The 25,688-nt window shown below is 58.2% G+C and carries 27 protein-coding genes and 1 tRNA gene; 15 read left to right on the forward strand and 13 right to left on the reverse strand.

Going from position 1 to position 25,688, the window contains the following annotated elements:
* The first annotated feature begins 223 nt into the window (after positions 1–223).
* Positions 224–730: an FHA domain-containing protein gene (locus IPK17_RS08440; RefSeq protein ID WP_343417245.1), complete on the forward strand. Its 507-nt coding sequence runs from the start codon at positions 224–226 to the stop codon at positions 728–730.
* 64 nt (positions 731–794) lie between these two features.
* On the opposite strand, the gene IPK17_RS08445 is transcribed toward IPK17_RS08440, so the two are convergent.
* From IPK17_RS08445 to IPK17_RS08465, 5 genes are all read right to left on the reverse strand, one after another.
* On the reverse strand, positions 795–1,631 hold the full coding sequence (locus IPK17_RS08445; protein WP_343417295.1) for a pentapeptide repeat-containing protein: 837 nt from the start codon (positions 1,629–1,631) through the stop codon (positions 795–797).
* A 1,799-nt stretch (positions 1,632–3,430) separates the two neighbouring features.
* Positions 3,431–4,624 (reverse strand): vitamin K epoxide reductase family protein, encoded by a 1,194-nt coding sequence (locus tag IPK17_RS08450; protein WP_343417246.1) that lies wholly within the window; start codon positions 4,622–4,624, stop codon positions 3,431–3,433.
* 82 nt (positions 4,625–4,706) lie between these two features.
* Positions 4,707–5,105, reverse strand: a complete 399-nt coding sequence (locus IPK17_RS08455; RefSeq protein WP_343417247.1) for a NifB/NifX family molybdenum-iron cluster-binding protein — start codon at positions 5,103–5,105, stop codon at positions 4,707–4,709.
* A 134-nt stretch (positions 5,106–5,239) separates the two neighbouring features.
* Positions 5,240–6,385, reverse strand: coding sequence for an SH3 domain-containing protein (locus IPK17_RS08460; RefSeq protein ID WP_343417248.1), 1,146 nt, complete (start codon positions 6,383–6,385; stop codon positions 5,240–5,242).
* A gap of 15 nt (positions 6,386–6,400) precedes the next feature.
* Complete coding sequence (locus IPK17_RS08465) at positions 6,401–6,973, reverse strand: helix-turn-helix domain-containing protein (protein ID WP_343417249.1); 573 nt, start codon at positions 6,971–6,973, stop codon at positions 6,401–6,403.
* A gap of 743 nt (positions 6,974–7,716) precedes the next feature.
* On the opposite strand from IPK17_RS08465, the gene IPK17_RS08470 reads away from it, so the two are divergent.
* A protein-coding gene (locus IPK17_RS08470) for an IS5 family transposase (RefSeq protein ID WP_343417250.1) occupies positions 7,717–8,513 on the forward strand; the annotation gives its coding sequence in 2 pieces (ribosomal slippage) (positions 7,717–8,074 and positions 8,074–8,513; 798 coding nt in all).
* A gap of 191 nt (positions 8,514–8,704) precedes the next feature.
* Here the strand turns inward: IPK17_RS08470 and IPK17_RS08475 are convergent.
* Complete coding sequence (locus IPK17_RS08475; protein ID WP_343417251.1) at positions 8,705–9,154, reverse strand: hypothetical protein; 450 nt, start codon at positions 9,152–9,154, stop codon at positions 8,705–8,707.
* 98 nt (positions 9,155–9,252) lie between these two features.
* Positions 9,253–11,253 (reverse strand): glycoside hydrolase 5 family protein, encoded by a 2,001-nt coding sequence (locus tag IPK17_RS08480; RefSeq protein ID WP_343417252.1) that lies wholly within the window; start codon positions 11,251–11,253, stop codon positions 9,253–9,255.
* Between the two features lie 213 nt (positions 11,254–11,466).
* On the opposite strand from IPK17_RS08480, the gene IPK17_RS08485 reads away from it, so the two are divergent.
* The 3 genes from IPK17_RS08485 to IPK17_RS08495 all read left to right on the forward strand — a co-directional run bounded on the left by IPK17_RS08485 (position 11,467) and on the right by IPK17_RS08495 (position 14,559).
* The gene (locus IPK17_RS08485) at positions 11,467–11,931 is read left to right on the forward strand and encodes a hypothetical protein (RefSeq protein ID WP_343417253.1); all 465 of its coding nucleotides are present in this window, start codon (positions 11,467–11,469) and stop codon (positions 11,929–11,931) included.
* 506 nt (positions 11,932–12,437) lie between these two features.
* Positions 12,438–13,304, forward strand: coding sequence for a hypothetical protein (locus tag IPK17_RS08490; protein WP_343417254.1), 867 nt, complete (start codon positions 12,438–12,440; stop codon positions 13,302–13,304).
* 7 nt (positions 13,305–13,311) lie between these two features.
* On the forward strand, positions 13,312–14,559 hold the full coding sequence (locus tag IPK17_RS08495) for a sensor histidine kinase (RefSeq protein WP_343417255.1): 1,248 nt from the start codon (positions 13,312–13,314) through the stop codon (positions 14,557–14,559).
* A 59-nt stretch (positions 14,560–14,618) separates the two neighbouring features.
* Here the strand turns inward: IPK17_RS08495 and IPK17_RS08500 are convergent, their stop codons facing one another.
* A complete protein-coding gene (locus IPK17_RS08500; RefSeq protein ID WP_343417256.1) occupies positions 14,619–15,851 on the reverse strand; it encodes a family 8 glycosyl hydrolase in 1,233 nt (410 codons plus the stop codon).
* Between the two features lie 289 nt (positions 15,852–16,140).
* Here IPK17_RS08500 and IPK17_RS08505 point away from each other — a divergent pair, with 289 nt between their 5' ends.
* The gene (locus tag IPK17_RS08505) at positions 16,141–16,446 is read left to right on the forward strand and encodes a hypothetical protein (RefSeq protein WP_343417257.1); all 306 of its coding nucleotides are present in this window, start codon (positions 16,141–16,143) and stop codon (positions 16,444–16,446) included.
* 144 nt (positions 16,447–16,590) lie between these two features.
* Here the strand turns inward: IPK17_RS08505 and IPK17_RS08510 are convergent, their stop codons facing one another.
* On the reverse strand, positions 16,591–17,787 hold the full coding sequence (locus tag IPK17_RS08510; protein WP_343417258.1) for an SH3 domain-containing protein: 1,197 nt from the start codon (positions 17,785–17,787) through the stop codon (positions 16,591–16,593).
* Between the two features lie 420 nt (positions 17,788–18,207).
* On the opposite strand from IPK17_RS08510, the gene IPK17_RS08515 reads away from it, so the two are divergent.
* From IPK17_RS08515 to IPK17_RS08535, 5 genes are all read left to right on the forward strand, one after another.
* On the forward strand, positions 18,208–18,507 hold the full coding sequence (locus IPK17_RS08515) for a hypothetical protein (protein WP_343417259.1): 300 nt from the start codon (positions 18,208–18,210) through the stop codon (positions 18,505–18,507).
* Positions 18,473–18,907 (forward strand): hypothetical protein, encoded by a 435-nt coding sequence (locus IPK17_RS08520; protein ID WP_343417260.1) that lies wholly within the window; start codon positions 18,473–18,475, stop codon positions 18,905–18,907. The genes IPK17_RS08515 and IPK17_RS08520 overlap by 35 nt, the downstream gene beginning before the upstream one ends.
* 6 nt (positions 18,908–18,913) lie before the next feature.
* Entirely contained in the window at positions 18,914–19,135 is a 222-nt protein-coding gene (locus tag IPK17_RS08525; protein WP_343417261.1) for a hypothetical protein, read from the forward strand.
* A 121-nt stretch (positions 19,136–19,256) separates the two neighbouring features.
* Positions 19,257–20,699, forward strand: coding sequence for a hypothetical protein (locus IPK17_RS08530; RefSeq protein WP_343417262.1), 1,443 nt, complete (start codon positions 19,257–19,259; stop codon positions 20,697–20,699).
* A gap of 97 nt (positions 20,700–20,796) precedes the next feature.
* Positions 20,797–20,870: transfer RNA gene (locus tag IPK17_RS08535), tRNA-Arg, on the forward strand.
* 281 nt (positions 20,871–21,151) lie between these two features.
* On the opposite strand, the gene IPK17_RS08540 is transcribed toward IPK17_RS08535, so the two are convergent.
* From IPK17_RS08540 to IPK17_RS40995, 3 genes are all read right to left on the reverse strand, one after another.
* The gene (locus IPK17_RS08540) at positions 21,152–21,472 is read right to left on the reverse strand and encodes a hypothetical protein (RefSeq protein ID WP_343417263.1); all 321 of its coding nucleotides are present in this window, start codon (positions 21,470–21,472) and stop codon (positions 21,152–21,154) included.
* 236 nt (positions 21,473–21,708) lie between these two features.
* A complete protein-coding gene (locus tag IPK17_RS40435) occupies positions 21,709–21,816 on the reverse strand; it encodes a hypothetical protein (protein ID WP_350341617.1) in 108 nt (35 codons plus the stop codon).
* A 276-nt stretch (positions 21,817–22,092) separates the two neighbouring features.
* Positions 22,093–22,332, reverse strand: a complete 240-nt coding sequence (locus IPK17_RS40995; RefSeq protein ID WP_502748556.1) for a hypothetical protein — start codon at positions 22,330–22,332, stop codon at positions 22,093–22,095.
* Positions 22,333–22,650: 318 nt separating this feature from the next.
* Here IPK17_RS40995 and IPK17_RS08545 point away from each other — a divergent pair, with 318 nt between their 5' ends.
* Together IPK17_RS08545 and IPK17_RS08550 are read left to right on the forward strand one after the other, a co-directional pair.
* Positions 22,651–22,833 (forward strand): DNA cytosine methyltransferase, encoded by a 183-nt coding sequence (locus tag IPK17_RS08545; protein ID WP_343417264.1) that lies wholly within the window; start codon positions 22,651–22,653, stop codon positions 22,831–22,833.
* A gap of 520 nt (positions 22,834–23,353) precedes the next feature.
* A complete protein-coding gene (locus IPK17_RS08550) occupies positions 23,354–23,542 on the forward strand; it encodes a DNA cytosine methyltransferase (protein ID WP_343417265.1) in 189 nt (62 codons plus the stop codon).
* Here IPK17_RS08550 and IPK17_RS08555 read toward each other — a convergent pair.
* The gene (locus IPK17_RS08555; RefSeq protein WP_343417266.1) at positions 23,517–24,233 is read right to left on the reverse strand and encodes an alpha/beta hydrolase; all 717 of its coding nucleotides are present in this window, start codon (positions 24,231–24,233) and stop codon (positions 23,517–23,519) included. The two genes, IPK17_RS08550 and IPK17_RS08555, sit on opposite strands and share 26 nt — an antisense overlap.
* Before the next feature lie 238 nt (positions 24,234–24,471).
* Between IPK17_RS08555 and IPK17_RS08560 the strand changes: the two genes are divergently transcribed.
* Positions 24,472–24,960, forward strand: a complete 489-nt coding sequence (locus tag IPK17_RS08560) for a pyridoxamine 5'-phosphate oxidase family protein (protein ID WP_343417267.1) — start codon at positions 24,472–24,474, stop codon at positions 24,958–24,960.
* Positions 24,961–25,299, forward strand: a complete 339-nt coding sequence (gene tsaA, locus IPK17_RS08565) for a tRNA (N6-threonylcarbamoyladenosine(37)-N6)-methyltransferase TrmO (protein ID WP_343417268.1) — start codon at positions 24,961–24,963, stop codon at positions 25,297–25,299.
* Positions 25,300–25,688: the final 389 nt, after the last annotated feature.

Consider the following 25,688-nt stretch of genomic DNA (forward strand, 5'->3'; position numbering starts at 1 on the left):
AACAAAAATCCATGTGTCCATTTTAGCTTTCTGCAAACTGAACATGTCAAATTGTTCAATAGCAGTACAAACCTGAATATTTCCATACCTGTTCCACTGGATTCACTCGGTCGAACTATTCCCAGTTCACTACACCGCATGGCTCCAAGCAAGTCTGTGTGCAAAAACTGAAAATGAATGCTTGTCATTCGAAATAATACTTTGTAGATTTCAGAGAGGATGTATGATGCAAAGTACTAGTCGAGATGAAGATAACCAGAATAGCCATGAAATCCAACCGCCGCCATCCCAGGCTGCGTTGATCAATCTGCAGACGAAAGAGTTATCGCGTCTGAATGCTCAAAGGATGGATCCGATTGAACTTCCTGAGCCAAGAGGCGACCAACCGCCGTGGCGCATCTCACTGACGATCGTGGATACCAATATCCAGATTGCCTTTGAAGTGGCCGACTACGTGACACTAGGGCGCTTTTCACAGATTCCCAGTCGCGGCAAGGTTATAGACTTTTCGCCTTTCAACATTCACGATTACGGCGTATCCCGAATTCATGCGACTCTGCAACTGCAAAACAACCGCGTCACCATCTGTGACAATGGTAGCACCAATGGCACCTATTTGAACGGGAAGCGGCTCAAATCAAGTGCTAGTTATGTGCTCAATGAAGGGGATTATGTAGCGTTGGGCACACTACTGCTGCGGTTTGACTTGCTCTATCATCCGTGGAAGTAACCTGCCGAAAACTAAAACAGCCTAACAGGCGTCAGGCTGTTTTAGTAGAATTTGCGCTCAATCGTTATTTCCGGTTGATGTTGAAGAGTTTTTGAATCGGTGTCTTCGAGAAGAAGAGCTCAACGAGTGCTTGATCTCGCTGCGTGAACTGGCGCATATTGGTTTCGGGCGACCAGATCGAGCCATCGGGTAAAATGCAATGACGCAGATCTGCATTGGTCAGGACGGCATCGGTTAGCGTGGCATTGCGCAGATCGGCATGGCGTAGATTTGCAGCGCGCAAGTCGACGCCCGTGAGATTACAATCATTGAGTGACGCAGCGCGCAAATTTGCTCCAGACAGCTTGCTGCCGGAAAGATCCGAACTTCTGAAACTTGCGCCGTCCAAGTTAGCATTCTGAAGGTTGACGTTCCGCACAGTTGAATAGAGCAGGCTGGCGTAAGACAAGTTGACTCCACGCATACTCGTCTCACTCAACTGGACACCCTTAAACTTTGCGAGACTCAGATCGCTCTTATCGAGTTTCGCATGGGTGAGGTCAAGATCAGACAAATCCAACCCACTCATCGAAATGTTCGTCAGAAGGTCAAGCGCGACCATATCATCAATAATTGCCTGACGTTCCTGTAGTGAGTCAGTTCCGTACAGACGAGTCAGGTAATGCTTAGTGCTTCGAACTGTGACCGACTTCTGTTGCTGACGCTTCGTCATCCACCAAATCATGACGCAAATCTCCGCTGTCAATCCCAGAACGGCAATGGCGCGGGTGATGCCATCGCGAAACACGAACAGATCCCAAATGCCAACTACAGTCAACGTCGCAAAAATACCAATGTAGATGGGACGGACCTTGGAGCGAGATTTTGTATCCAACTCGACCAGTCTCTCCATAATTAGCATATTCACAGTTCTATTTCCTCACATTAGGAGTATAGCGAAGTCTACAAATAAGCAAACCCCTCAAAATCATGATAATTCATAAATCCATGATGAATCATGAAGGAATTAACGAAAAGGGATTAAATCCTGATTAAAGTAACGAGAACTAACTGTAAAAAGTCAGGTTGTTGAGCTATTAAGGGGATTGTAAACGGAAGTTTTAGGCCTCCGTTGTCACCATGCATCATTCAACTATTTCAGCCCTGCCATATTTGAGCGCCTCAAGCACAGCCGCCTAATGAACGTCAGTTAGCGCTAAGCTGCTTGTTGCTCCATTCGCATCTGCGCCCATATTGTGATCGCCCGCCAAACCGCTCAGGAGGAGACATGAGGGTGTTTAAAAAGGAAAAAATGGGGGGGGGGGGAAAAAAAGAAAAAAAATCCCCCGGGGTTGGGGGGGGGGGGGGGGGGGGGGGGGGGGGGGCCCCCCCCCCGGCGGGGGGGGGGGGGGGGGGGGGGGGGCCCGGGGGGGCCCCGGGGGGCCCCCGCCCGGCCGCGGGGGGGGGGGGGGGGGGGGGGGGGGGGGGGGGGCGGGGGGCCGGCCGGGGGGGGGGGGGGGGGGGGGGGGGGGGGGGGGGGGGGGGGGGCGCCCCCCCCCCCCCGGCGCCCCCGGCGCGGGGGCGGGGGGGGGGGGGGGGGCCCGGCCGCGGGGGGGGGGGGGGGCCCCGGGGGGGGGAGGGGGCGGGAAAGAGGGGGGAGGGGGGGGGGGGGGGGGGAGGGAGGGGGGGGGGGGGGGGGGGGGCGCCCGGGGGGGGGGGGGGGGGGGGGGGGGGGGGGGGCCCGCGCCCGGGGGGGGGCGCCGGGCGGGGGGGGGGGCCCTCCCCCCCCCCGCCGGGGGGGGGGGGGGGGGCGCGGGGCCCGGGGGGGGGGGGGGGGGGGGGGGGGGGGGGGGTGGGGGGGGGGGGGGGGCGGGGGGGGGGGGGGGGGGGGGGGGGGGGGGGGGGGGGGGGGGGGGGGGGGCGGGGGGCGGGCGGGGGCGCGGGGGGGGGGGGGGGGGGGGGGGGGGGGGGGGGGGGGGGGGGGGGGGGGGGGGGGCCCGCGCGGGGGGGGGGGGGGGGGGGGGGGGGGGGGGGGGGGGGGGGGGGGGGGGGGGGGGGGGGGGGGGGGGGGGGGGGCGGGGGGGGGGGGCTTTTTAAACACCCTCATGCCTCGTCCCTACACAGACGCACTTATCTGTCTCCCCTCCTCGAATTCGGGTTGAGGACAGGACACTTTTAACAATTGAGCCATTGTAGGGACGCGCTTCTGCGCGTCCGTGGTCAGCGGACGGCCAGAAGGCCGTCCCTACAAGGTGTCGCTTAAGGGAAGGCAGTCTCGAAACATTAAAACTGTCCTGCCGTGAAGAATTCGGGGGAGGGGTTCTGACAGGCTGTCAGGGGTAGGTTTTTAATTGTAGGGACGAGGCATGCCTCGTCCTCGGTAGAAAATCGCACCAGAACGGCTCCGCGTAACGCTTTGATTTTCCTCACTTATGGAAATAGATGACGGATGGGTTGCCCTCTCCAGAGAAAGACAGGACGAGGCATGCCTCGTCCCTACAGATTCTTTGGCGAAGGAACCCCAGGTTCCATTGGGAACCATGAAAAACCTACCCCTGTCAAGTTCTGTCAGGGGGTTAGGGTCGGATAGTAAAGGCGGATTTGTCAATCAAGTCGGGGGAGCAGCAATGGGGCTGTCGAGCAGGTAATCCCCCTTCGATCCATACCCGGCGAAGTGGACTACCTACCAGTGTGATCGTCTGCTCTATCTAGCCCCTGCTGCTAAACGCTCGCATGCCCTAATACCCGTTTAGGCCTTGGGGCATCCGCGAGCAGCCACAGCAGCAGCAGCATGATCAGGGCGGAGCTTAAGCACCACAGGCACGTCGCGCCGATGACGAAGGGTTCGAGAAACGTGAGGTAGGTCGAAAAGCCCACGCCGAACAGCGCCGTCGCCCGCAGCAGGCCGGTCGTGCGCATCTGCTGTCCCAGACCCCACAATAGTAGAATCGCCACATAACCCGCCATGCCGATGACGCCCATCGGAATTCCGAGGAGGCGCGCATACGGGCTTTGCTGCACGAGGTTACAGTTTCCCACCAAACCGCATGCGGCTTCGGCCTGTGTCAGTTCAATCGACGCGAGGTAGGCCGCGACGCCCAACCCCGCCAGCGCGATCAGCGGAATCCGCCAGTCGCGGCTCTGCCCAGTGGGATTGCGCTGCCCAACTTCAAGACCCAACAGCAGTGTGAAGACGCCCAGAATGCCCGCCGCTGCCGCTATGACGGTCAGTTCACCCGTGGAGCCGACGAGCAGCGAGGCCGAGATCCCGAAGCCGAGCAGCGTGATCGCGATGCAGGCCGGGCGGCGGTACTGCTGGACGAGCGTTGATTGTCCCGTTAGCGTCAGCCCCAGGCTGACGACCAGCAGCGCGAGGATCACCAGTGCCAGCCCATTCGCGATCGGGTCTGCGCCCATCCGCTCCAGCAGCGAGAGCGTCGGCGGGGTGCTCGCGACCGGCGGAACCGCGTCCGCCGCGGGCTGCTGCTCCTGAGCTGCGACCTGGTCAAAGCGGCTGGCGATGCCCGGTATCGCGGGGAAACCAATGCCGCCCGCCGCCCGACCTGCGCGGATGACCTCGGGGGCGCGCGCCGGAATGTCGAAAGACCCTACGAAAACATCGCCGCCGATGATGAGCATGGGTACGCCATTGGCCTCGATCTGCAGGGCGGACCGCGCCGCCTGCAGCAGCGTGTTGCCCTCGGTGGTGGTCACATTGACGAACAGGACGCGCAGACTGTCACCGAATTCCGCCCGAATGGTCGGCCAATCATTCTGAATCACTTGTTCGCAGTGGCGGCAGGTCGGCGAGTAGAAGAACACGCCGTAGACGACCCCCGCTTGCTGCGCGTGTCCAATTTGAACGGTGAACAATGTGCTGAGCACGAGCGCCCAGAACCATTTTCGCGAACGCATGCCGCACCTTCCTTCAGTGGCCTTATTCAGCGCTCAAGACCCGTGCTGCGAATGCGGTGACCTGACCTAAACGTAGGTCGCCTTAATCCAGTCGCTCCGGGTGATCGACGAGGGTGCCTGCGACATAGGCCGCGACGCCGTCCGCAATGAGGCGCACATCCGTGATGATGGGCTGCACGCCGATTCCGGTCAATCCTGTGTGCGCGCCGTACCCCATGCCGCGCGTGAGCACCGCCGTGCAGTCGCGAATCGGTGCGAACATGTTGGCGTGGCGGTCGGCTTCGTCGGCGTGATCGCCTTCGGGATGCAGATGTACGTGCCCGTGCTGCCCGTGCTGATGGATGGGCTTCGCGACTTGGTCGCGCTGCGTGACGGCGCCGTCTTCCACCGTATAGATCACATAGAACTGCGCGCGGCCAAAGTGCGCGCTGATCGTTTCGCCGTCATCCGTGACGACGGCGAGCTTAATAGCTTGCGTCATGGTTTCTCCCATCCTATCCATCCCAGCAGGATCGACGCCGGTGCGCGCTGCTGGGTAAGACCCATTTGACTACGGCGGGAGGTTCCGCCGTTCTGTCGTTCCGATGTTGTGCCGTTCCGCCGTCCGGTTGCTGTCTAGCTGTCAACGCAGTTGAACGACGCTTCGAAGGGTTCGCTGACGTTCCCCGCGGCGTCGGTCAGCGTGATCGACCACACCACCGGGCCGATGAAGCACGCCGGGCCGAGCGAGCACGTCGGATTCCACGCGATCATCCCGCTCACGTTGTCACCCTGCAGGATGGGCGGATTCTCATGCGTGCTGTCGCTCCACTCGCCATACGGCGCCGAGACCAGCTCGACATCCATCTGCACGATGGCGTCGCCGTCCCGGTTGACGAAATGCAGCGGGCACAGATTATCCGGCAGATTCGAGATCACGCGGCAGGCAGCCTGCCCGACGATGTACGGACCATCATCCGTCAGCCCCGCCAGCTCGTCGACCGCTTCCGGCAGCACATACAGTGGAAGATTCGCCACGTCCGCAGCCGCAAACGGCGCGATATGCATGGACGGCGATGAAGTCTCCTGCGCATTGAGCGCGATAAATGCCTGCATGCCCGTGTCCATCGCCACGCTCAAATCGCCGTCGGTGATGCGTGCATGTCCGGCCAGCACGGCAGCGGTCTGCGTGCCATCGGCCGTTAAACCGACGTACACCGTGCCGCCGATGACCATGTCAATGCCATTGACTTGTACGGGAACGGGATCTGCCGCCGCCGGAACCTGAAGCAGCACACCATGAAGACTATCGTCGCTACAGCTTGCCGCGTCCGCCGTGAGCTGCAGCGTCATGGCCTGCATCGCGGCATAGACCGGGGTATCGGCATTCGCCACGGGGAGCGTGACTTCGGCTGACAATTCCTCTAGGTAGTTCGCGGAAACCCAGCCGACTTGTCCATTTTCCAGCACCGTGCGCAGCCACTGTCCGGTGCAATTGCTGGCGTCCACGCGGATCGTTTGGCCGCTGGTGAGCGTACCCACCTGTGCAAAACCCGACCCTGGGCCGCTCAGGACATTTGCCTCCGCCGTCACCTGTGTGTCCGCCGCCTCCAGTGCGCTGGCCGCGTCCGCCACGTCGACGGACCCCACCGGCACCACCGTCAGCGTCGCTGCCTGAGTCTGCACGGTGATAACTTCCGGCAGCGTACAATCCTGAGCTTGAAGCAAGGTCGGCGCCGCAAACAGCAGCAGGGCTATGAGGAAGGCGAATACGAGTTTCATGATGCTTCCTTTCGGTCAGGTATGCAAATGGCCGGGACTGCCGTCTTGAATGTGAAAGACCAGCAAAATCACGGCGGGAAGATTGGACAGATTGCGAAAAACATGCGGCTGAACGGCCTCAAACAGCAAGCTGTCACCCGCCGTCAGCATGTAGACCTCATCGCTGATCTGATACTCCAGCGCCCCGGCGACGCAGTAGACAAGCTCCTGCCCGTGATGCGTGATCGTTGGGCTTCCTGTGCCGCTCCCCGGCGGCACCGTCACGAGAAACGGTTCGAGCTGCTGATTGTGCAGCCCGGTTCCCAAACTCTCGATATCCATGCCTTGCTGCTGGGCATGCACTCGCGACTCGCGCTTCACCATGACGGTCTTGCGCTTCTCCGTGGTGCGGAAGAACTCGGTGATGGGCACTTCGAGCGCGGTCGCTAACAGATGCAGCGAGGCGACCGTTGGCGAGTTTTCACCGTGTTCAATGCGATTGATGGCGTTGATCGACATGCCGCAGCGCTCGGCGAGCGCGCGTAGGGATAGACCTTGTTGGTCGCGCAAAGCGCGGATACGCTGTCCGACATCTGGGGGATGGGTCATGATGGCTCTATCAGGCATTCCTGCTCGGTCTGGGCTCAATCCTACCAACGTCATACAATTTAACTGTACAATGTACACTAAAAGTGTACAAAGTGATGAATGTAACTATTTCAATCTGTACGTGAGCGGAATGCCTTCACGTCAGGATCAACCGCATTGGCGCGTTCCCCTCACCCAAGCTATTGAGGACAGGGCACTTATAGTATGGAGAGCCGTTAAGACGCTCGCTTGAGGGAAAACGTGCTGTGTAGGGACGCGCAACGGCGCGTCCGTTTCGCGCCCAATCCGGCGGACGCCCCGTTGGGCGCTTCACGTTATGTGAACAGGTGACGGGGGTGAGGCTGATCGTCAGCTTTGGGCTGTTGCGGACGCGATTAAGAGGATGTCTAAAAAGCGCACAGTTATGTTGACGAGACAGGTTTTTGTAGGGACAAGGCATGCCTTGTCCTCTGTATCCTTCTCTAGAACTTAAGACGAGGCATGAGCCTATTTCACAATTGGTGAAAATACCCAACCTCACCCTGCTTGCTCCGCAAGCCGTCCCTCTCCCCACGGAGAGGGACACCACCAACCCGCCTAGCCCTTGCCCCTCGCCCTTTGGAGAGGGGCGGTTGAGCGCAGCGAAACGGGGTGAGGTTAGACAAAATGCCGATTCTGAAATGAGCTCATGCCTTGTCCTCTCTATCCTTCTCTAGAACTTAGGACGAGGCATGAGGGTGTTTAAAAAGTGATAAACTGGGGGCATGAGCGAAAAACGGAAAACATATCCCAGTGATTTGAGTGACGGGGAGTGGGCGCAAATCGAGGCCCTCATCCCTGCGGTGAAGCCCGGCGGACGTCCAGCCCGCTACGCGCGCCGTGAAGTCGTTAACGCCATCCTGTACGTGCTGCGGACAGGGGGAAGTTGGCGGATGCTGCCGCATGACTTTCCGCCTTGGGAAACCGTGTATGGTTACTTTCGTCGGTGGTGTCAGGCGGGCGTTTGGCACCAACTTCATGCGCAGTTACGCACGACATGGCGCACGGAAACCGGGCGGGATCCCTGTCCGAGTGCCGGGGCGCTCGACAGCCAAAGCGTGAAAACGACGGAAAAAGGGGGCGCAAAGGCTGGGACGGACACAAACATGTGAACGGGCGTAAGCGTCATCTGCTCGTGGATAGCCAAGGTCTGGTGCTCGGCGTGCATATCACCAGCGCCGCTGTCCGCGATGAGCACGGCGGTGCCTACCTACTCCGCAAAGTTAGGGCGTCTTACCCCCGTCTCGAGGTACTTTGGGTCGATGGTGGCTATGAAGGTTTGTTTCGCGCTTATGCATGGCACATCCAGGGGCTTGAGGTGCAGATGAGTATCCAGCAGAAAGCGCGGGCGTACGCTGTGACCTCCAAACGATGGGTCGTTGAGCGAACCTTCGCTTGGTTGGGACGGTACCGACGCCTGAGCAAGGATTACGAATACCTGTGTCAGACCAGTGAAAACTGGATTTATGTGGCGATGAGCCATCTCTTGGTCAGACGTTTGGCGCGCATGAGGGCTTTTTAAACACCCTCATGCCTCGTCCCTACAATTAAAAACCTACCCCAGTTAGCCCCCGGCCCCTCCCCGAATTCAGGGAGGGGAGCCAACAAGACTCGTCAAACCGAATTGGTTTTCGTAGGAATGCGATTGATCGTGTTCGCTGTGTTTAGCCTCACCCCTAAATCCCCGCGCCGGGGTTAGGGGGTGAGGTGTTTTTACATCTGCCGGAAGCTGACTTCCCACGGGCGGACGTTGTCGGTCGGGTCGATGTTGAGGACGAAGCGACCATTGGTTTCGACGCGAAACGCCTGCGATCCGCTCCCGGATTTGATGAGCAGTACCTGTTCTTCGGCGCTGTCGAGATCGATCAGCTTGAGGGCGACGGGCGCGGCCTCCGGAAACTGGTATTCGAGGCGGTAGACGCCCGCGTAGAGCGTCAGCGTGCCGCTGGCATAACTCCCCTTGCCGCTGTGGTGAAACGAACGCGCCTTTTCGCGCTCTTCCACACGGATCACTTTCTCCGCGCTGTTGGTGCGCACCGTACGCTTTGGCTTTTCCAGCATCGCGGCGCGGCGGCGCAGCGCGGGCACGATATACATGAACGTCACGGCGAAGATGATCAGCGCGACGAAGAACATCTCACCAAAGCCGACGACAAAACCCATAGCAGACTCCTGTTCTTAGCCTCACCCCCAGCCCCTCTCCGTTCGGAGAGGGGAGAACGACAGCGTTCTTAAGTCCCTTCGCCCTTGCGAGAAGGGATTTAGGGGTGAGGCTTAATTCTACTGGATCGTGGTGGCGGCTTGGGGGGCGAGTTCCGTATTAGCCGACCAGTTGCCTGCGAGATCGACTGCCCAGGCCGCAAATTCGACGCGCGAACCGCTCGACCCGGTATACGTCGCTTCGAGGCTGGTCGTTTGCTGCCACGGCTGCCATTCCCCGCCGTCGACGCGCACACCCACACGAGATATTCGGTGACGCCGCTGTTATCGGTCGCGCCCCAGCGCACGGTGAAGCTCGCCGGACTGGAGTTCGGCAGCGGGTCAACATAGGGGAGCGGAGCCTGGGTATCCAGCGCGGGATCGGTGGTCGGGCGGGCGGTGGGGGCAGGCGTGATGGTCGCCGCTTCGATCACGCTGATCGCGCCCGGTGTGGTGGTGAGCGGCGCGCGTGGTGCGCCCCCTTCGAGCATAACTCGCGTGGTGTCGGCGGGCAGGCCATTGTACGCCTCGACGAGGATCACGGGCTCGCCGCCGAGCGCGTTATCGGGCGTGGTGAGCGAGACGAGCTCGCCGCGTGTCGCGCCGTCCAGAGCAACACGATACAGCCCCTCCAGCGGGGTGATCGCCTGCTGGTCGCCGATGCGGTAGAGCATCGCGTTCGTGCTGCTGGCGGGCAGCATCACGGCAGTACGGTCGGCGGTGTCGTTCCACACGACGTAGATGCGCTGTCCAACGCCGTTGTTCGCCTGCTCAAAGATGAGCACAGTCGCGTTGTTTTCCAGATAAATCGGATCGAGCGCGACAAACGGGCGTGAGCCGAAAATCTGCGCCAGCAGATAGAACGCGCTCGCGGCGATCCGGGGCGTCCCCGGCTGCGGGTGCTGACGGAAGCACACGGAGCTGCGTTCGTTGCGGTAGAGGCCGTGCGCGTCGCCCCAACACGCCTGACCCGCCGTGCACAAACTGCCATCGTTCGGCGGGAAGTCAGTGCCGCCGGCCTGATTGCCGCAATCATCGTAGAGCTGATGGAAGAAGACGGCATCGACGCCCGCCGCCCACGCTAGAGTCGTGTTCTGGATGACGTAGATCGCCTGTTCAGCCTGCGTGCCGCGCCAGCGCCGTTCGGATGGCAGCAAGGCTGTCCACGTCGGACCGGGGTAGTCGTCCCACACGGGGACGCCGCTCTCGTTGAGCCAGATGGGACGCTCAAGGCTGTAGCGCGACAGTTCGAAGCGCACCTGCCCGATGAGCGTCACCGTGCGGCGGGCGCTGCTGTAGCTGTGCATGGCGATCTGATCAAAGTACCAGTTGTTCGAGCCGCGCGATGGGTCCTGCCCGATGGTGTCAAGCACCTGCCGCAGCCAGAAGGCGGTGTTCGCCTGCGCGAACGACAGCCCGCCGAACATGACCGTCGCGAATGGATCGGCGTGTTTGATCATCACGTAGCTGACGCGGAGCAGGCGGGCGTAGTCCTGCGGCGTGCCGCCCCAGAACATCGGCAAATCCGGCTCATTCCACACTTCCCATACGCTGACACCGCCGACCAGTTCCCAGTTCGGCTGGCTCGCGAGCACGCCGCCCGGCTTATAGCGTTGGACGGCGGCAAACACATACTGCGCCCACGGATTCGCCGGGTTGGGCGTTTTGCCCGCGCCCGGGTAGTCCGAGCCGTCGCTGAAGATCGGCTGGTAGAGGCCGCGCATCAACGCCCCCTGCCGCGCATGCCCCGGAACGCCCAGCAGAATGGCGTTGGTCTTGAGGCCGTGGCGAATGTCGTCGGTGACGACGCGGTCGAGCGCGTGCCAATCATAGTTCCCGGCGGTCGCCTCGACGTGATCCCAGTAGAAGGGGTAGCGATTCCAGCCCGCGCCGAGCAGGAGCGCGTTGCGGTAGCGCGTTTCATTGGCGGGTTGTTCGGCGGAACTGATAAAGGTAATGCCGAGGTACGGCGACCGAATGTAGCCGCTCTGCGCATGCACATGCGGCGCAGTGGTCAGGATCAGCAGCAGCGTGAGAAAGCAGACGAGGCGCAAGCGATTCATGGCTCAAGGATCTATGTGTCAACAACGTTGTTATTGTAACGTAGCGTAACACTTCCGTGCGTTGAAATTCACAGAAAATTCCGCTGGCGGGCGCGTACACTTTGGCAACATTTTTAGAAAGTCTTTTTACAACCTCCGGCATTTCCGGTAACAATTGATTCGTAGTCTGGGGATGTACGAGTTCGCCCAACGAGTTACAGGAGTTCCACTACCATGAAGAAACTTGCTCTGCTCCTCGCCCTGCTCACCCTGCTGATTGGGGCAGTCGTCCCCGCCTTCGCTCAGAGTTCGCGGACGCTCACGCTCACCGAAGCACAGGTCAACAGCGCTTACGCTGTGTCTAATCCGCGCAACCGCAATTTGTCGAACGTATTTGTCGACCTCCAGCCGGCTCAGGTGGTGCTGAACGCGACTTATACAACGCGTGTAGGGCGGGCGACCACTTCCTATCCCGTGTCGGCGACGATTGTGCCGAGCATCAGCAATGGGCGCGTGGTGTGGAATGTGACCAATATCACCGTGAACGCGCAGCCCGCCGCAACCTCACTCATCAGCCAGATCAACGCCAGCATCGACTCCTCTTGGCGGCGCTATGTCAATGCGAACGCGCCGACCGGGCGGGTGACCGCTGTGACGGTCACCGATGCCGATATCAGCTACACGTACACGGCGCGGTAACGCGGTAAGTGCGTCGAATTACGTGAAGTTGATTTCGAAGTGGAGTTTTACCGGGCTGCGGACGCGATAAAGAGGGTGTCCAATAAGCCCCTCAACCCCCGACCCCTTCTCCCACGCAAGCGGGGAGAAGGGGAGAAAAACTGTTTTTTGTCCCTCTCCCCGTTTACGTGGGAGAGGGACGGCTTGCGGAGCAAGCAGGGTGAGGGGTGTCGTGAAAACCCTTTTTAGACACCCTCTAAATCGCGCCCTACGGAAACACAGTCTGAGTGGAAGGATGCAATTCATTGCGTCCGCTGTCCCTAAACCGATTTCACGGCAGCATATGAGCCACCACTAAACCTTCTCCAGTTTGTCACCGCGCCTCGACACCTTCGAGGCGCGGTGCTTTTTTCCTCTTGGCATTCCCTGCCCCCGGCGGTCTTTTTCGTTTTAGATGCCGCTCTGATATAATGTTAGGCAGATCGTTAGTCCGTAATGCATTTCTGAATAGAATTACGGCGGGAGAAATGAACATAATTGTGAATCAGCTTCTCTCCACGCACACGACCCTGGGACTCCCAGTCGAGCAGGTCGCTTACTTACTGCAAAATGTGGCAACGAACCTGCCGATCGATGTGGCGTGCGTGTATGAGTACCACCCGGAGACCGGTCACTTGCATCTGCTGGTGCATCACGGCGTGACCGATCTGGTGGAAACCACCCGCGAGACGATTAACCGCATTTTCGAAGATTTTGCCGACCACGCACTCGTCAACCATGCGCCCAAGCTGCTCGGTGCTGACGAACTGTCCGGGACGCCGTTTCAGTCGGCTTTGCTGTTTCCGTTCGTCGTGGATGCTCAGGTGCGGGTCGTGCTGGCCCTGTGCTCAATGGACGGCGACGCCTATACACTGACACAGGCGGATCATCCGCTGCTGCACGTGATTCGCACGCTGCTTGAAAACCATTACACCGTGTCGCGGCTGGCGCAGGACTATGCCACTGCCGAATCGATCCTCAAAACGGCGCGGGCAATTGCCGATAATCCGTCCCCGCAGCATGTGGTCAATCTGCTGCGCGAAACGCTGTTCGACCCGCACATTTCCACCTGCGCTATGCTGATCTACGGTCCGCAGCGCGGCGACAGCCCCTTTGAGTATCTGGAAATACGTGGTACATGGTCGCGGCGGCTCAACGAGTTCGGCATCGCGACTGGAATCAAGCTGTATTTGAAGGATTATCCCGAACTGCTGGCGACGCTGGAGAAGTGCGGCGTGGTCCCGGTGCAAGTGCGCTCCAAGCTCGACCGCTTCGATCCGCTGACACGCAGTTTGCTGCGGGCGGAGCGCGTGCGCGCGCTGTCGCTGGTGGCGTTGGGCACGGGGCGCGCATAAGCTCGGCGTGCTGGCGCTAGGTACGGATAAACCGCATGATTTCACCGCGCACGAGCTCGACAATTACCGCACGGTCGGCGAATTCCTCGCGATCAGCGCGATGGCGCAGGTGCTGCGCAGCCAGCGCGATCGCGTGGAGCAGGCGCGCAGTGCCATGACCGAAGCGGTCACCGACGGTGTGCTGATGGTGCTGCCCGGCGGCGCGGGCGGGCATGTGCTCACCGTGAACAACCGCTTCCTGACGCTGTTCGGCATGCTGGAAGCCGACGCGACGGGCATTTCGCTGCTCGATTTGCTCAATGAGATGCAGGTTCCGGAAGGCGTACGCGCGGATCTGCGCCACGAATGGCAGAGCACGCCCGTGCACGACCCGGCGATCCACCGCGGTGAATTCAGCATGGTGCACACCGACGGCTACCCGATTGACACTGAGTGGTACAGCGCGCCCGTGTATCAGGACAAAACGGTGCTGGGGCGTATCTACATCTTCCATGATGTGACGCCGGAACGTACGGCGCAGCGCTTGCGCGCTAAGTTTCTCTCCGGCATTTCGCATGAACTGCGCACGCCGCTCACGGCGATTCGCGGATTCGCCGAGTTCATCCTCGAAGCGACGGGCGATCAACTGCCGGATCTGGCGCGGGAGTACACCGAGATCATCCTCAACAGCAGCAAGCATCTCAACCGCGTCTTCAACGACATGATCGAGATCACGCGGGCGGATGCGGGCGAGATGAAGCTCAATAAGAGTGATATCCATCTGCCGGATGTCATCATCGACGTGGTGGCGCGGCTGCAATTGCAGTACAAGGCGAAGAAGCAGAAGGTCATCATGGATCTCGACGACGATCTGCCTGCCGTCCACGCGGACATCGACCGGATGTCGCAGGTGGTGACGAATCTGCTCACCAACGCGATCAAGTATTCGCCGGAGAAGGGGAACATCTTTCTCTCAACCCGTCTCATCCGCGAGACGAGCGAGCTGCCGGAAGCCGCGCCGCACGATCTGCATTTGCCCGCCGTGCTGGTCACGGTGCGTGACGAGGGCAAAGGGTTAAATCACGAAGAAGCCGAGAAGGTGTTCATGCCCTTCTTCCGCACCGAGGACGCCAAGCGCGCCAAGATCGAAGGCGTGGGCTTGGGTCTCGCCGTGACCCGCAGCATCGTCGAGGTGCATCGTGGCAAGATCTGGACCGTGCCAACTGCGAAAGAAGCGGGCGGCGTGTTCATGTTCACCATTCCAACCGCGCGGTAAAACCTCGAATGCCTGTGACCGAGGCGTATACATCTGCGCCCCGGTCGGCTTGCCCCGGTCTAGGCGGGCGCATAGATACGGAAATTGCCACTGAGCTGCAGCAGCGCCATGAATTGCAGCAGACCATCGTAGTAGCGATAACGGCCGGTTGGCGTCGGCGTCTCCCAGAACTCCTCAATGAAATCCCACGCGATCACATCAGTCGAAGCAGGCGCGGCGGCGGCATTCATGGCGGTGTGGCCACCCGAGCGATGCTGATTGTTCACGGGCGTCCCGTCAATCTGAAATTGACTGGTGTAGCGGCCAATACCGAGATTGTGGAAGAAGCGGAGGTAGCGATTCGTCTGCTCGATCTGCCAGTCATCGGCGGCGAACCAGGTGGTGTCCAGGGCGATCATCATGCCAATGCGCCACGCGTCGGCGTAGTAGACCGCGCTGTAGCTGTCCCAGAGCATTGGTTCGCCCGCGAAAGTTGTGTAGTTGCTCATGAGACCCGTTTCGGGATGCGCGGCGGCGCGCCAATGAGCGCGAGCGGCGTCCGCGGCAGTCGTCCAAAAGTCGTTCTCCTGATCCGCCCAGCGTGCCCAGAGTTCATAGAAGTGCGGCGCTTGATATGAAGGATTGGTGAAACGGCTGACTGCGCCTTTTTGCGGCACAAACACGACGAGCTGGTTGTCGAGGTTGAAGAGGGTGGTCGCCTGCGGGGTATCCGCCGTGAGCATCGTCCGCAAAATCGAATTGGCTTCGGCCTGATAGTTGTAGATGCCGTCGCCGTTGCCCCAGCGCGCCGCGGCGAAGAACAAGGCTGTGACAAACCAGATCTCGCCATCCGAGGCCGGGTTCGGGTCGATGCACGAGCCGTCCGTCCGAGCGTGCCAGCAGAAATAGCCCGCCCATGCGCCCGCTTCGTGATACATGTAAGTGCGCGCCCATGTCCACAGCCGGTTGAATTCCGCTTGCTTGTCGAGCTGCACAGCGATCATCATGCCGTAGGACATGCCTTCCGAGCGAATATCCTGATTATTGATGTCTTCGATGTAGGCCATATTCGGCTCAACCGGGTAGTAGATGCGCTCCGTCGCGTCGTTCCCGTAGAATAACTGCTGGAACGTGCTCTCAATGCGCGCCTGAATTTCGGCTGTGGATAAGCCCCATTCTGCGAGCAGATTGGGATATTCCCCGGTGAAGAAAGCGCCTTCGGCGGGAGGACGAGGGGGTTCGGTGGGCTGGGCGGTGGTCGAACGGGTGGTGAGCAGCAGACTGAAGGCGAATAACAGACTGAATTTCAACATGGGTCTTGACCTCAAAAGTTTTTTGCAAACGCTTGTAATCGATCGGACTAGAGATTAGCTCAGTTTAGCGAAAACGGCTGTAGCTGCTGCGGATTTGAGGGAAGGTCGAGCGCAATTTGAGCAGCTAAATGGCTGGTCGGAAACGCGCCAATGCCTGATGGAATTGTGAAAGCTCTGTGAACGTTTTCATAAATTCGATAAATTTGTTGCCATTGCAACAAATTAGTACAACTTTTTTAGCCAGAATCCGTTTATACTAGAACCATCATGATTCACAGCAGGTGGCTTTATGCAGTCAATTTATGACGAACTCCAAACAGCGATGAACGCTGAACTCACACCCAAGGTGGTCGATCTGCTGGTTGACATTGCCGATCACTTGATCGACCGGGGTGAACGCGAACGTGCCGTCGAAATTCTGACTTTTGCGCTGATGTATCCGATGCGCTCGATCACCTTTGAAATCGCCGAAATGCGCTTCCGGGAACTCGAAGCCAGCATCTGCCCGCGCGTACTGCTCGATGCGCGCACGTTGGCGCAGGAACTGACGCTCGAGGATCTGGTCAAGTTGATCCTCGCTGAATTCGCGGAATAAAAACTTTCCCTTCGGGCAAAGTTGCGATCGCAGAGTGGGCCCAGTCGTTGAAAAACAACGGACGCGGTACTGCGCGTCCGGTTCAAAGTGTATGGTGTGATGGGCGTAGTCTAACACTGCGCCCATTTTGTTTGTCACTCGCGGTTAGCGCACCGTGAAACGGCAGGTGCCGGACTGCGACGGGTTGCTCGTGCCCGGGCCGAACTGAGCGAAACCATCGCTGATGGCGTTGTTCCACGTCACGCTGTAGGTGATCAGGTGGTCACCCACGGCCAGCGGTTCCGAGGAGGGCATGTACCAGAACACAATGTAGTGCCCCGCCGCATCGCGTCCAATGGACCCGGTAAACTGCCGCCAATTGGTATAGGGTTCCCCATCCAACGCCACCTGATAGACGGCATTGGCAATATGGTCGCGCACCTGCTGTTCGGTCGCCGCGTACCAGCTCCACCACACATCAACCGTCGAGCCGGTGCGGAGGTTGGTCGGCGCGGGTGAGCCAAAGGCACGATCATCGCAATAGGCGAGCACATCGACGCCCGTGCGCACGGAGCTATCGCCGCTGGGCGGGGCCACCGCTCCGGTCGGTGTAGCGGTGGGCAGCGGTCCACCCGTCGGCCCGCCGAGGAGCGCGCTGGTGGTCGGCGGGAGCGAACCGCCCCCGGCCAGCGCCGTCGCCGTCAGGTTGATCGCCTCGATGTTAGGCAGTTGGATGCCGGATGTGACCGTCGGCAGACCCGCCGTGGTTGTGCCGGGCAGCGTCGCTGTAACGACTGAGCGCGGCGGCGTCGGCGTGACCGTACCGCCGCCAAACAAGGCGGTCGGAAGCGGTGTGCCGAGGAACAGGCTGGTCAGGTTGGGACTGGGCGTTAGCGTCGGGAAGGGCGTCGGCGTCTCCTGAATGCGCACCAGCACGGCGGAAACCCAGCCTTCGGTGCCATCTTCGAGGCGCACATTGAACCAGTCGCCTTCGAGATTCGTGCCGAGCACTTCGAGGCGCGTTCCCGGGCGCAGCGCGGTGATCGCCGAGAACGTCACATCGGGACCCGTACGCAGGTTAATACTGTTGACCGACTGGACGCTGCCCATGATCGGCGGCGTCGCCGAGGGTGTAAAGGTTTCGGAGGGCGTCGGCGGAATCGTCGTGGGCGATTCGGTGAAGGTCGCTGTGGGCAGCGGTGTCCGTGAGGGAATCGGCGTGGCCGTGAACCGCGGCGTCATGCTGACGATGGGCGCGAGCGTGGCGGTGGGAGCAATCGCCGCTTCGCCGCCTCCCGTCGTGCCACCGCACCCGGCAACCAAGAGCATCAGCACGAAGAAGAGCCAGGATATATAGCGCATAACATCTCTACTCAAGACACGGACGCATCAAACTATGCAGAATAGCAGCAAACGGTCACGAACGCAAAAGCCTTGTGCATGGCGTTGGATCCCGGCAGCTTAGCGGAGGTTTGCGAAAGCACCACGGCGGCCGAGGGACTTCACGGTGACTGCTTCTGAAGACCGATTGACTTAGCTCACCCCCGAGTAATCAGGGGTTTTGCACGCGGGTTTAGGGGTTGTGCTGCGCACCCATGTTCGCCTGCGCAGGGCGAAAATCACGTTAAAAACATGGAGTTGTCACGAAACCTTAATGTCTTCTCCGACTTTAGCCCTTTGACAAGCGTCCCTAGAGGCCATTACACTGAAATTGTGGCAGTACCCGCGAGGTAGTGCCGCGTGCGTTTTTGCGATAAACGATCTCAGGAGCAAGTACCCACTATGAAGTATACGCGTTTCGCAGTTCTGTTCTGCCTTCTGGCGCTGCTCGTCGCGGTAGTTCCGGCGTTCGCCCAGGATGAGACGTTTGGTCTCAGCCCGGAAGATTTCGCCCTATTCTCGGCGGCTAACGCCAACAGCGCTGCTGCTCAGAGCCTCGCCTATGATTTCACGCTGGATCTGACGGTGGCTGGCATCGAAGACACCGAAGTGAGCGGCTCGATCAACGGCACGGGCGAACTTAGCACCGCGGATATGCAGTTTTCCATTGGCGACCACCGGCTCGCTGACGGCGAATGGTGAAGAAACCCCGACCATCGTCGAAGTGCGCGTGATCGGCGATATGGTGTATTTCAACATCGGCGAAGGCTGGCAGGGTTCGAAGCTGGAAGACCTCGCCGCGACGGCGGGTGGTGCGGCTGGCCTGCCCGTGAACCCCGAAGACCTCGCGAGCGGCGATCTCTCGGGTATGGGCGACATGGGCGGCATGATGGGCGACCTCGCGACCTTGGACAGCACGGAATACGTGTCGATGGAACGGCTGGACGACATGGATGGTCGCGCGCACTTCTCGACCGCGCTGGATATCGCTGGCCTGCTCACCTCGGAAGAACTGTCGGGCGTGGTCGGCATGGCGCTCGGTGGCGCGATGGGCGGCGGCTCGGAGATGACCCCGAACAGGCGGCGCAGATGGGCCAGATGATGGGGCATGATGTTCGCGGATGCGACCTTCACGCTCGATGAGTACGTCAATGTGGGAACCGAACTGGTTGACCAGACGGTGCTGACGATCAACCTGCCGCTGGAAGCGATTCTCGGCGCGCCGGGTGCGGTTGTCTCGCTGACCTTCGACATCAACCTGAAGAACTTCGATCAGCCGGTGAGCATTGAAGTGCCGGAAAACGTGACGATGGTGGAAAGCGGTTCCTAACCCGCGTCCAGCGTTTCGCTCCTCAGCCTGAGGCGCATGTCTTGCGGGGCGACCAACACGGTCGCCCCGTTTTGTATGCGCTATAATGTTAGAAATAGTCTGTTATCAAGGGGCATGCCGCATGAATGCACGACTTTATGTCCTCCTGCTTCTGCTTCTCATCCCGTTCGGGGTCGCCGCGCAAGGCGGTGCACTCAACCCGAATACACCGCTCATCGTAGAAATGACAGATGGTAAACCCATCCAATTGAGCTATATAGCCGTGGGCAATGAAGTGGTCACGGTCTATGTTCGCAGCCTCGAAGATGCGAATCAGCTCGATACGACGCTCGAAATTATCGCGCCGAATGGCGCAAGCCTCGCCGAAAATGACGATCACAATACCGATCGGATGGATCTGGCGCAAACGGATTCGCTCATCGCCGATTTGCCGCTCGTCGCCGCGGGCGAATATGTGATCGTCGTCGATACGTTCTCCGGCGTGGCGCAGGGCAGCATCGAAGTGCTGCTCACGACGACGGCGACAGCTCAGCCGCCGACCCCGGAGCCGAACACGAACGGTGGGCAGGGCAGCGAAATCATCGACGGGACGGTGGCGCAGGGCGATGTGTTTTCCTACGAAATCGGCGCGACTGCCGGGGAAACCATCACGATTACGGTGGTCGGCATCAACGGTTTCGATCCACGGGTCACCTTGAACGACAGTAAGGGGCGCACGCTGGCCGAAAACGACGATCATGGCACGGGGGACAGCACCATTGGCCGGTTTGACTCGCGCATCGCCGATTTCACGTTCGCCGCTGGCGGCACCTTCACAATTGTGATCAGCGGTTACGACAATACGGGCGGGGATTTCACGCTCGAAATTGTGCGTGGGGGTGAGCAGCCCGTCATCGACGATGGCACGGACTTCCAGACGCTGCAGGAGACGGTCAACCCGAACGAAGCTTACGCCTACGAGCTGAATGCGGAAGCGGGTGATGTGTACACCATCAGCGCGCGCTCGCTGGATGATGCGCTGGATACGATTATCGCGATTTACGATCAGGCGGATAACTTAATCGCCTACAACGATGATCACGGTGATCCGTCGGCGGATCTGGCACGGTTTGACTCGCGCGTCACCCGCTGGATTGTGGCGGAGACGGGGCGGTACTTCGTGGAGGTCTCCGGTTATCAGGGCGGCGGCGGTGAGTTTGAGCTGACCCTCGAACGGATCGCCCAGAATGCGCCGACGAACGCGCCGGGTGAGACGGTCTACACGGGCGACTCGAACGGGCAGTCAGCTTTCGAACAGACCTTCAGCGCTGATGCAGGCGACTGGGTGACGGTCAGTGTGCGCGGCTTGAGCGGGAGCTTTGATCCCTATGTCGCGCTGATCGGGCCGGATGGCACAGTGCTGGCGGAAAACACCGATCATGGTCAACGGACGGTGACGCTCGCGTTCATCGATGCGCAGATTGCGAACTTCCCGATCAGCGCGAGTGGGGACTATACAGTCTCGGTGTTGAGCGAAAACGGTAACCCGGGTGAGTTCGCCATCACGGTCTCGATTCTGCGTTAAGCGCCAGTCCGGGGATAGGCGCGTGAGTATTCATCCCCGGCTAAAATCGTGCCTTGACCCGACTTTCTAGCTGTGCTATCCTATGGACACAATGTAATGTGCCTATAGCTCAGCGGATAGAGCGCTTGCCTACGGAGCAAGATGTCGGGGGTTCGAATCCTCTAGGCACAAGAGACTCACTGAGACGCGCCACACGGCGGGTTTTTGTTTGCCTCGATTTTGCCCCATCAACACCCGGACTGCCGCTGCTGCACCACGCACCGCTTTCCCCAGATCTCTGAGGAGGTAAGCAAAGGGCGGCTGCAACTCTACATCCACAACTTCACACTCTCCTGGTTGAGATACAACACGATTTTGAACGGTATGCCGAACTTAGGGTAACATTGGTTGCTTACGGTGAAAGTATCCGTTTTACTAGTCTAGCGGAAACATAAATTGTAAGTAATTTTTTTTCAGATCATGGGGATTTCCCCCAATCCATTCGACATCAACAATTGTACGATGTCTCTACCGGCAATGACGATGATGGGATGCTGATCTTCCTGATCTCCTGATATGCTTGTTGTGCTACATAAGACGTTGTAACCAATACCCCAAACTGTCGATGACGCAGGCGTGAGATTAATCTCGACAGTCTCTCTCACACCTACTGAATTACCCTCACCATAGCATTTTTTGGCAACAGCAAAGTCAATACAGATGCCTTCTCCTTCAACGCCTATGCGATACTGACCTATCCCATCTCTACCACCATCACGCAGGCTGCGTAACATCAATCGCCGCGTTACATTTCGATCCACGAGTTTCACAATTCGCCAGCAAACCGCTCAAACAGATAAGGATTGTTCGAAAATAATCCAACACGACCTGAAGCAAGGTGGCCTCTTGTTTATTGCAGGCATCTGTTCTTGTTTTGTACGATATTGACGTGACTCGTTGCCCTTACTGGGTCGTAATGACCTGTTAATATTTCCATCCAGAGTCGCCATGCCTCAGGACAATGGGGGGCTTAACGATTAGAAGTCATCAGATCGTCTAACCATTCACGTGCAATAAGATCAACATCAAGAATTGTGAAAATCGCTCTATAGTTTTGAAAACGTTGCCCGTCTTTAATCTTTCAAACTGCAACAAGATCTTCCGCATGGGAAACTGAATTTGCTCCCGGAACAGCAATTCCACGAAAATCACTTCTCGTCTTTGCTCACCTTTTGTGAACACAAAAAAGGTGGAACACGCACCTTATCACCCATTCCGTGTACAAGCTCAAACTACTCTACTGGGGATTTTGTTTCCGCCTGCCCGTGTATTCTCCAATTGCCGACCAGGTTTTTGTTGTCACCATAGTATGTGATAAGTCCGTCCATTAACCAGATCAACGTAATCCGGCCAATCAGGTCTGGTTATCAGGGTAAATTGCGATAAAAGCATATCCGTTTCGATCAGATGTCAGCCGGGAACGGAATCCTCCCATATTGGCAACGCTAAGAAGTTTATGAATTGGGTCATCTCCGGCATTACCCGCAGTACCACTCTTGTAAAGGGCATCGAGAAAAAGATCGGAAATCGGTAATTCGCTGGGCCCACTTCGAGCACAGTGTTCACCTATCACGACAATATTAGTAAAGACCATAAAGCTGTTTTTACGATGTCTTAGACTAATATACCACACGCGATAGCTCTTTGATTTAGTTGTCCTCTTGTTCACTTTTCTCCATTTCAAAGGGCAGCAAGAAGTTAGGAAAGAAGGCAAACGGAGGAACGCTTATCTTGGATCATGCGACGTGGGTCGCATTGCAACCAAAAATTTTTTTCGTTTTTGAGAATGTGCCGGTCTTGCGAGGTGAAACAACGGCGAGGTGTACAACATAATCCGGAGTGATTTAGGTAATCTTGGAGATAAGCAGCGTTCGAAGAAATCTGTCCAGAATGAATAGGGCTAGCTCATCTGATGCTACGCCTGGTTACGATATTTTGTTTGACGGTACTGTTTGATGCTCCAAATCTTGGAATACCTCAAACTCGCCGCCGATTGATCATTGTTGGTATTCGCCGTGATCTGTTTGACCGGTTCCATATTCTCAAACAGTACCAATATAGTTCTGGCGGCCTGAACCGACCCCACGCAATTTGACATCGCTTTTTCAAGGCAAAACATCTTTCCGCTCACAGCGATTGAAGCATTCGAAGGCAAACCACTCCCTGAGCTTCAAGACAAATATGTAGAAATCGTCATGCAAGCTTATGCAGACTTGGCAAAGAAAGCTTATATTGGCAGTAACCACATGGCGGGAAGACAAATGAAGAATGCGAAATTCGACATCTTAGAAGATTAGTTTACAGCCAACAATATCCCGAAAACTCCATTTCGTGTGAAGCAGTACAAGAGGCAATGGATGAACATGGAAGCGCTGCTAAGGAAACGATTTGGCGGCGCGACATACCGGTGGAAGGTCTCGATATCGAGGATGATACAGTCGAAGATCCCAACACGCAAGGCTGGTGATGGATCGCATGTTCATGATTCCCCCTGACGAAAAACTATCAATTTGTATGGAACGCCGTGGCAGGTTGAAGGAAAGGGTATCGCTTCATTTACCGCCGCTCTTCACCTTTTGAAGCCCTTGGACGGTTGTCCCGGAGGGGTGGTACTCATGGTTACCACTACGAGCGCACCTTGTCGCCAACTCTCACTACGTGAACGTGCTCGTATTCAGACGTTTACAGATAACTATCATGTCACCGGCCCTGGGTTTCGCGCCCAAATTGGTGAGGCAGTTCCACCGCTTATGGCAAAAGCAATCGCAGAAATGGCGATTACCTCTCTCTCTCGAAGAGCCTGAATTGCGCTCTTGGGTGGGTTGATGATGACAGGAATCTAAGTCGGTGACAAATCTGGAAATCGATTGAGTACCGCTCCATCCCTACCATCAAAATGTTGTTATGCCCGGCGTGAGGAATACGGAGAATGGTTTTGTTTTCGGCAGCAGAGGCATCGTAGAGCTGCTGTCCCTGTTCGACCGGCAGCAGTTGATCCGCTTCGCCGTGAATGACCAGCAACGACAGGTGCACGCTTTGTAATTTGCGCGCGTTGCCGACAGGTGCGAGAACCTGTTCAGGCAGTGAAAACATCTCAGGTTGGATACCGAGCCGTCGCATCACCGAGGGCATGTCGGCAAAGCCGCTTTCGATGATCAGCCCTTTGAAGCGATCCGGGAATGTGTACGCTAGATGTACCGCAGGCGCGCTACCGAGAGATCGTCCCATCAAGAACAGTGGCGCAGCGCCGACTTCTGCGTTACTCAAAATAGAAGGCAGCGCAGGTACTACCGCCTCCGCATCGCTGAGCAACTTGCTGGTGAGCGGTGATCCTGTGCTCCACCCGTATCCGCGATAATCGACCACCAGCAGCGACGTGCCGATCTCGAAAAACAAGCGGGCAATCCCATCATAGTCACTGGCGATTTCGCCGTTGCCGTGAAAATAGAGGATGACGGGCGCGTCAGGCCAGATGAACGTAGAAGCGATAGCCAAGTGAGGCTCTATCCTCAACCGGAATGCTGCCATCAACCGCTCCGGCGATGTGGCTGTTTCCCGGACGATCTGCGCGGATAGAAGAGCATCGACGTGATCAACGGGTTGTCGAGCGGATGGGTTGACATGCACTTCTCCTGACTGAGGCCGCTATATCATCATTGAGTATAGGCACATTCAAACGCGCTGCATCAAAATCGGCCCTAGCCTACCATCGCTTGTAAAACAAAGGGGACTAATGAACCATTCCTGGCAGGATTTTGCAAATGCGGCACCTGACCTCGCGGCGTTTGGTGAACAGCGCTTCAAGGCCGCACCGGCATATCTGGCAACCGTCCGCGCAAATGGGCCCCCGCGTCCATCCGGTCACACCGATTATCGCCGAGGGCATCTCCTGTTGTTTATGGAGCCAACGTCGCCCAAAGGTCACGATCTCCAACGGGGTTCCGGCTATGCGCTGCACGCTGCAGTCGCCGATAGCGGCGGCGGCGCAGGGGAGTTCGCAGTGACAGGCCACGCGGTCCTGACCGACGATCCCGGCCTGCGCGAACTTGCACGCTATGGCTACCAACCGAAGGACATCTACATTTTGTTTGAGCTGAGTGTCGAAAGTGGGTTTTCGACGACTTATCCTGACGGCGGCGCTCCTGTACGGCAAAACTGGAAGGCACCAGTCAATGGAAGCGGCAACTTGCTGATGGGTGACGAAGTTCAGCGCGGAAGGTAAATGATGATGGACAACAGCTACACGGTGCATCCGATTGGCGTTATCCGCTCTGACCTCACGGAGCTCGAAGCTGCGCCACGCCAGGGCTCCGAAGGCGCTCCCGATGCTTGGATCGAAGTCTTTCCGCCCTTTGAGCAGGCGCTTCACGGCATTGTCGTCGGCCATGCGTTGATCATTCTCACTTGGCTGCATCGTTCGCCGCGTGACGTGCTCCGTGCATCCCCTCGAGGCGAGATCGAAAACCCGCTCACAGGGGTTTTTGCGACGCGTTCCCCGGCACGTCCGAATCCTATCGGTCTACATCGCGTGACTGTGTTCGAGATCAACGAGTTCGCTTGAAAGTGGGTCCCATAGAAGCGATTGATGGTACGCCCGTTATTGACATCAAAGCGGTGTTATCCCAGTCGGATGACCTGAAAAATGCGACTCTGATCGGCGGAAAAACTGGTCAAACCGATCAAACTGATCAAACCGGTCAGGAAATACGGACGGCCTTAAATGCAATCCTGCGCCATTGCCGATATCAATGGTGCAGGTAGGTACTCAGAGCAACCAAAATCCGAGACAATAATTGTAGGTGTCCCTCGACCAAGCGCAAAAGGAAACGAACTTAATCGTCAAGGCTCTCAGCATTTTCCATCGCTTCCAGCATAAGCTTGGGCACATCGAATCCCATTGGCAACCGAGCGCCGTGAATCCTGCAATCATGAACCTTTATCCCTACCTTC

This window comes from Candidatus Flexifilum breve (genome assembly GCF_016713355.1).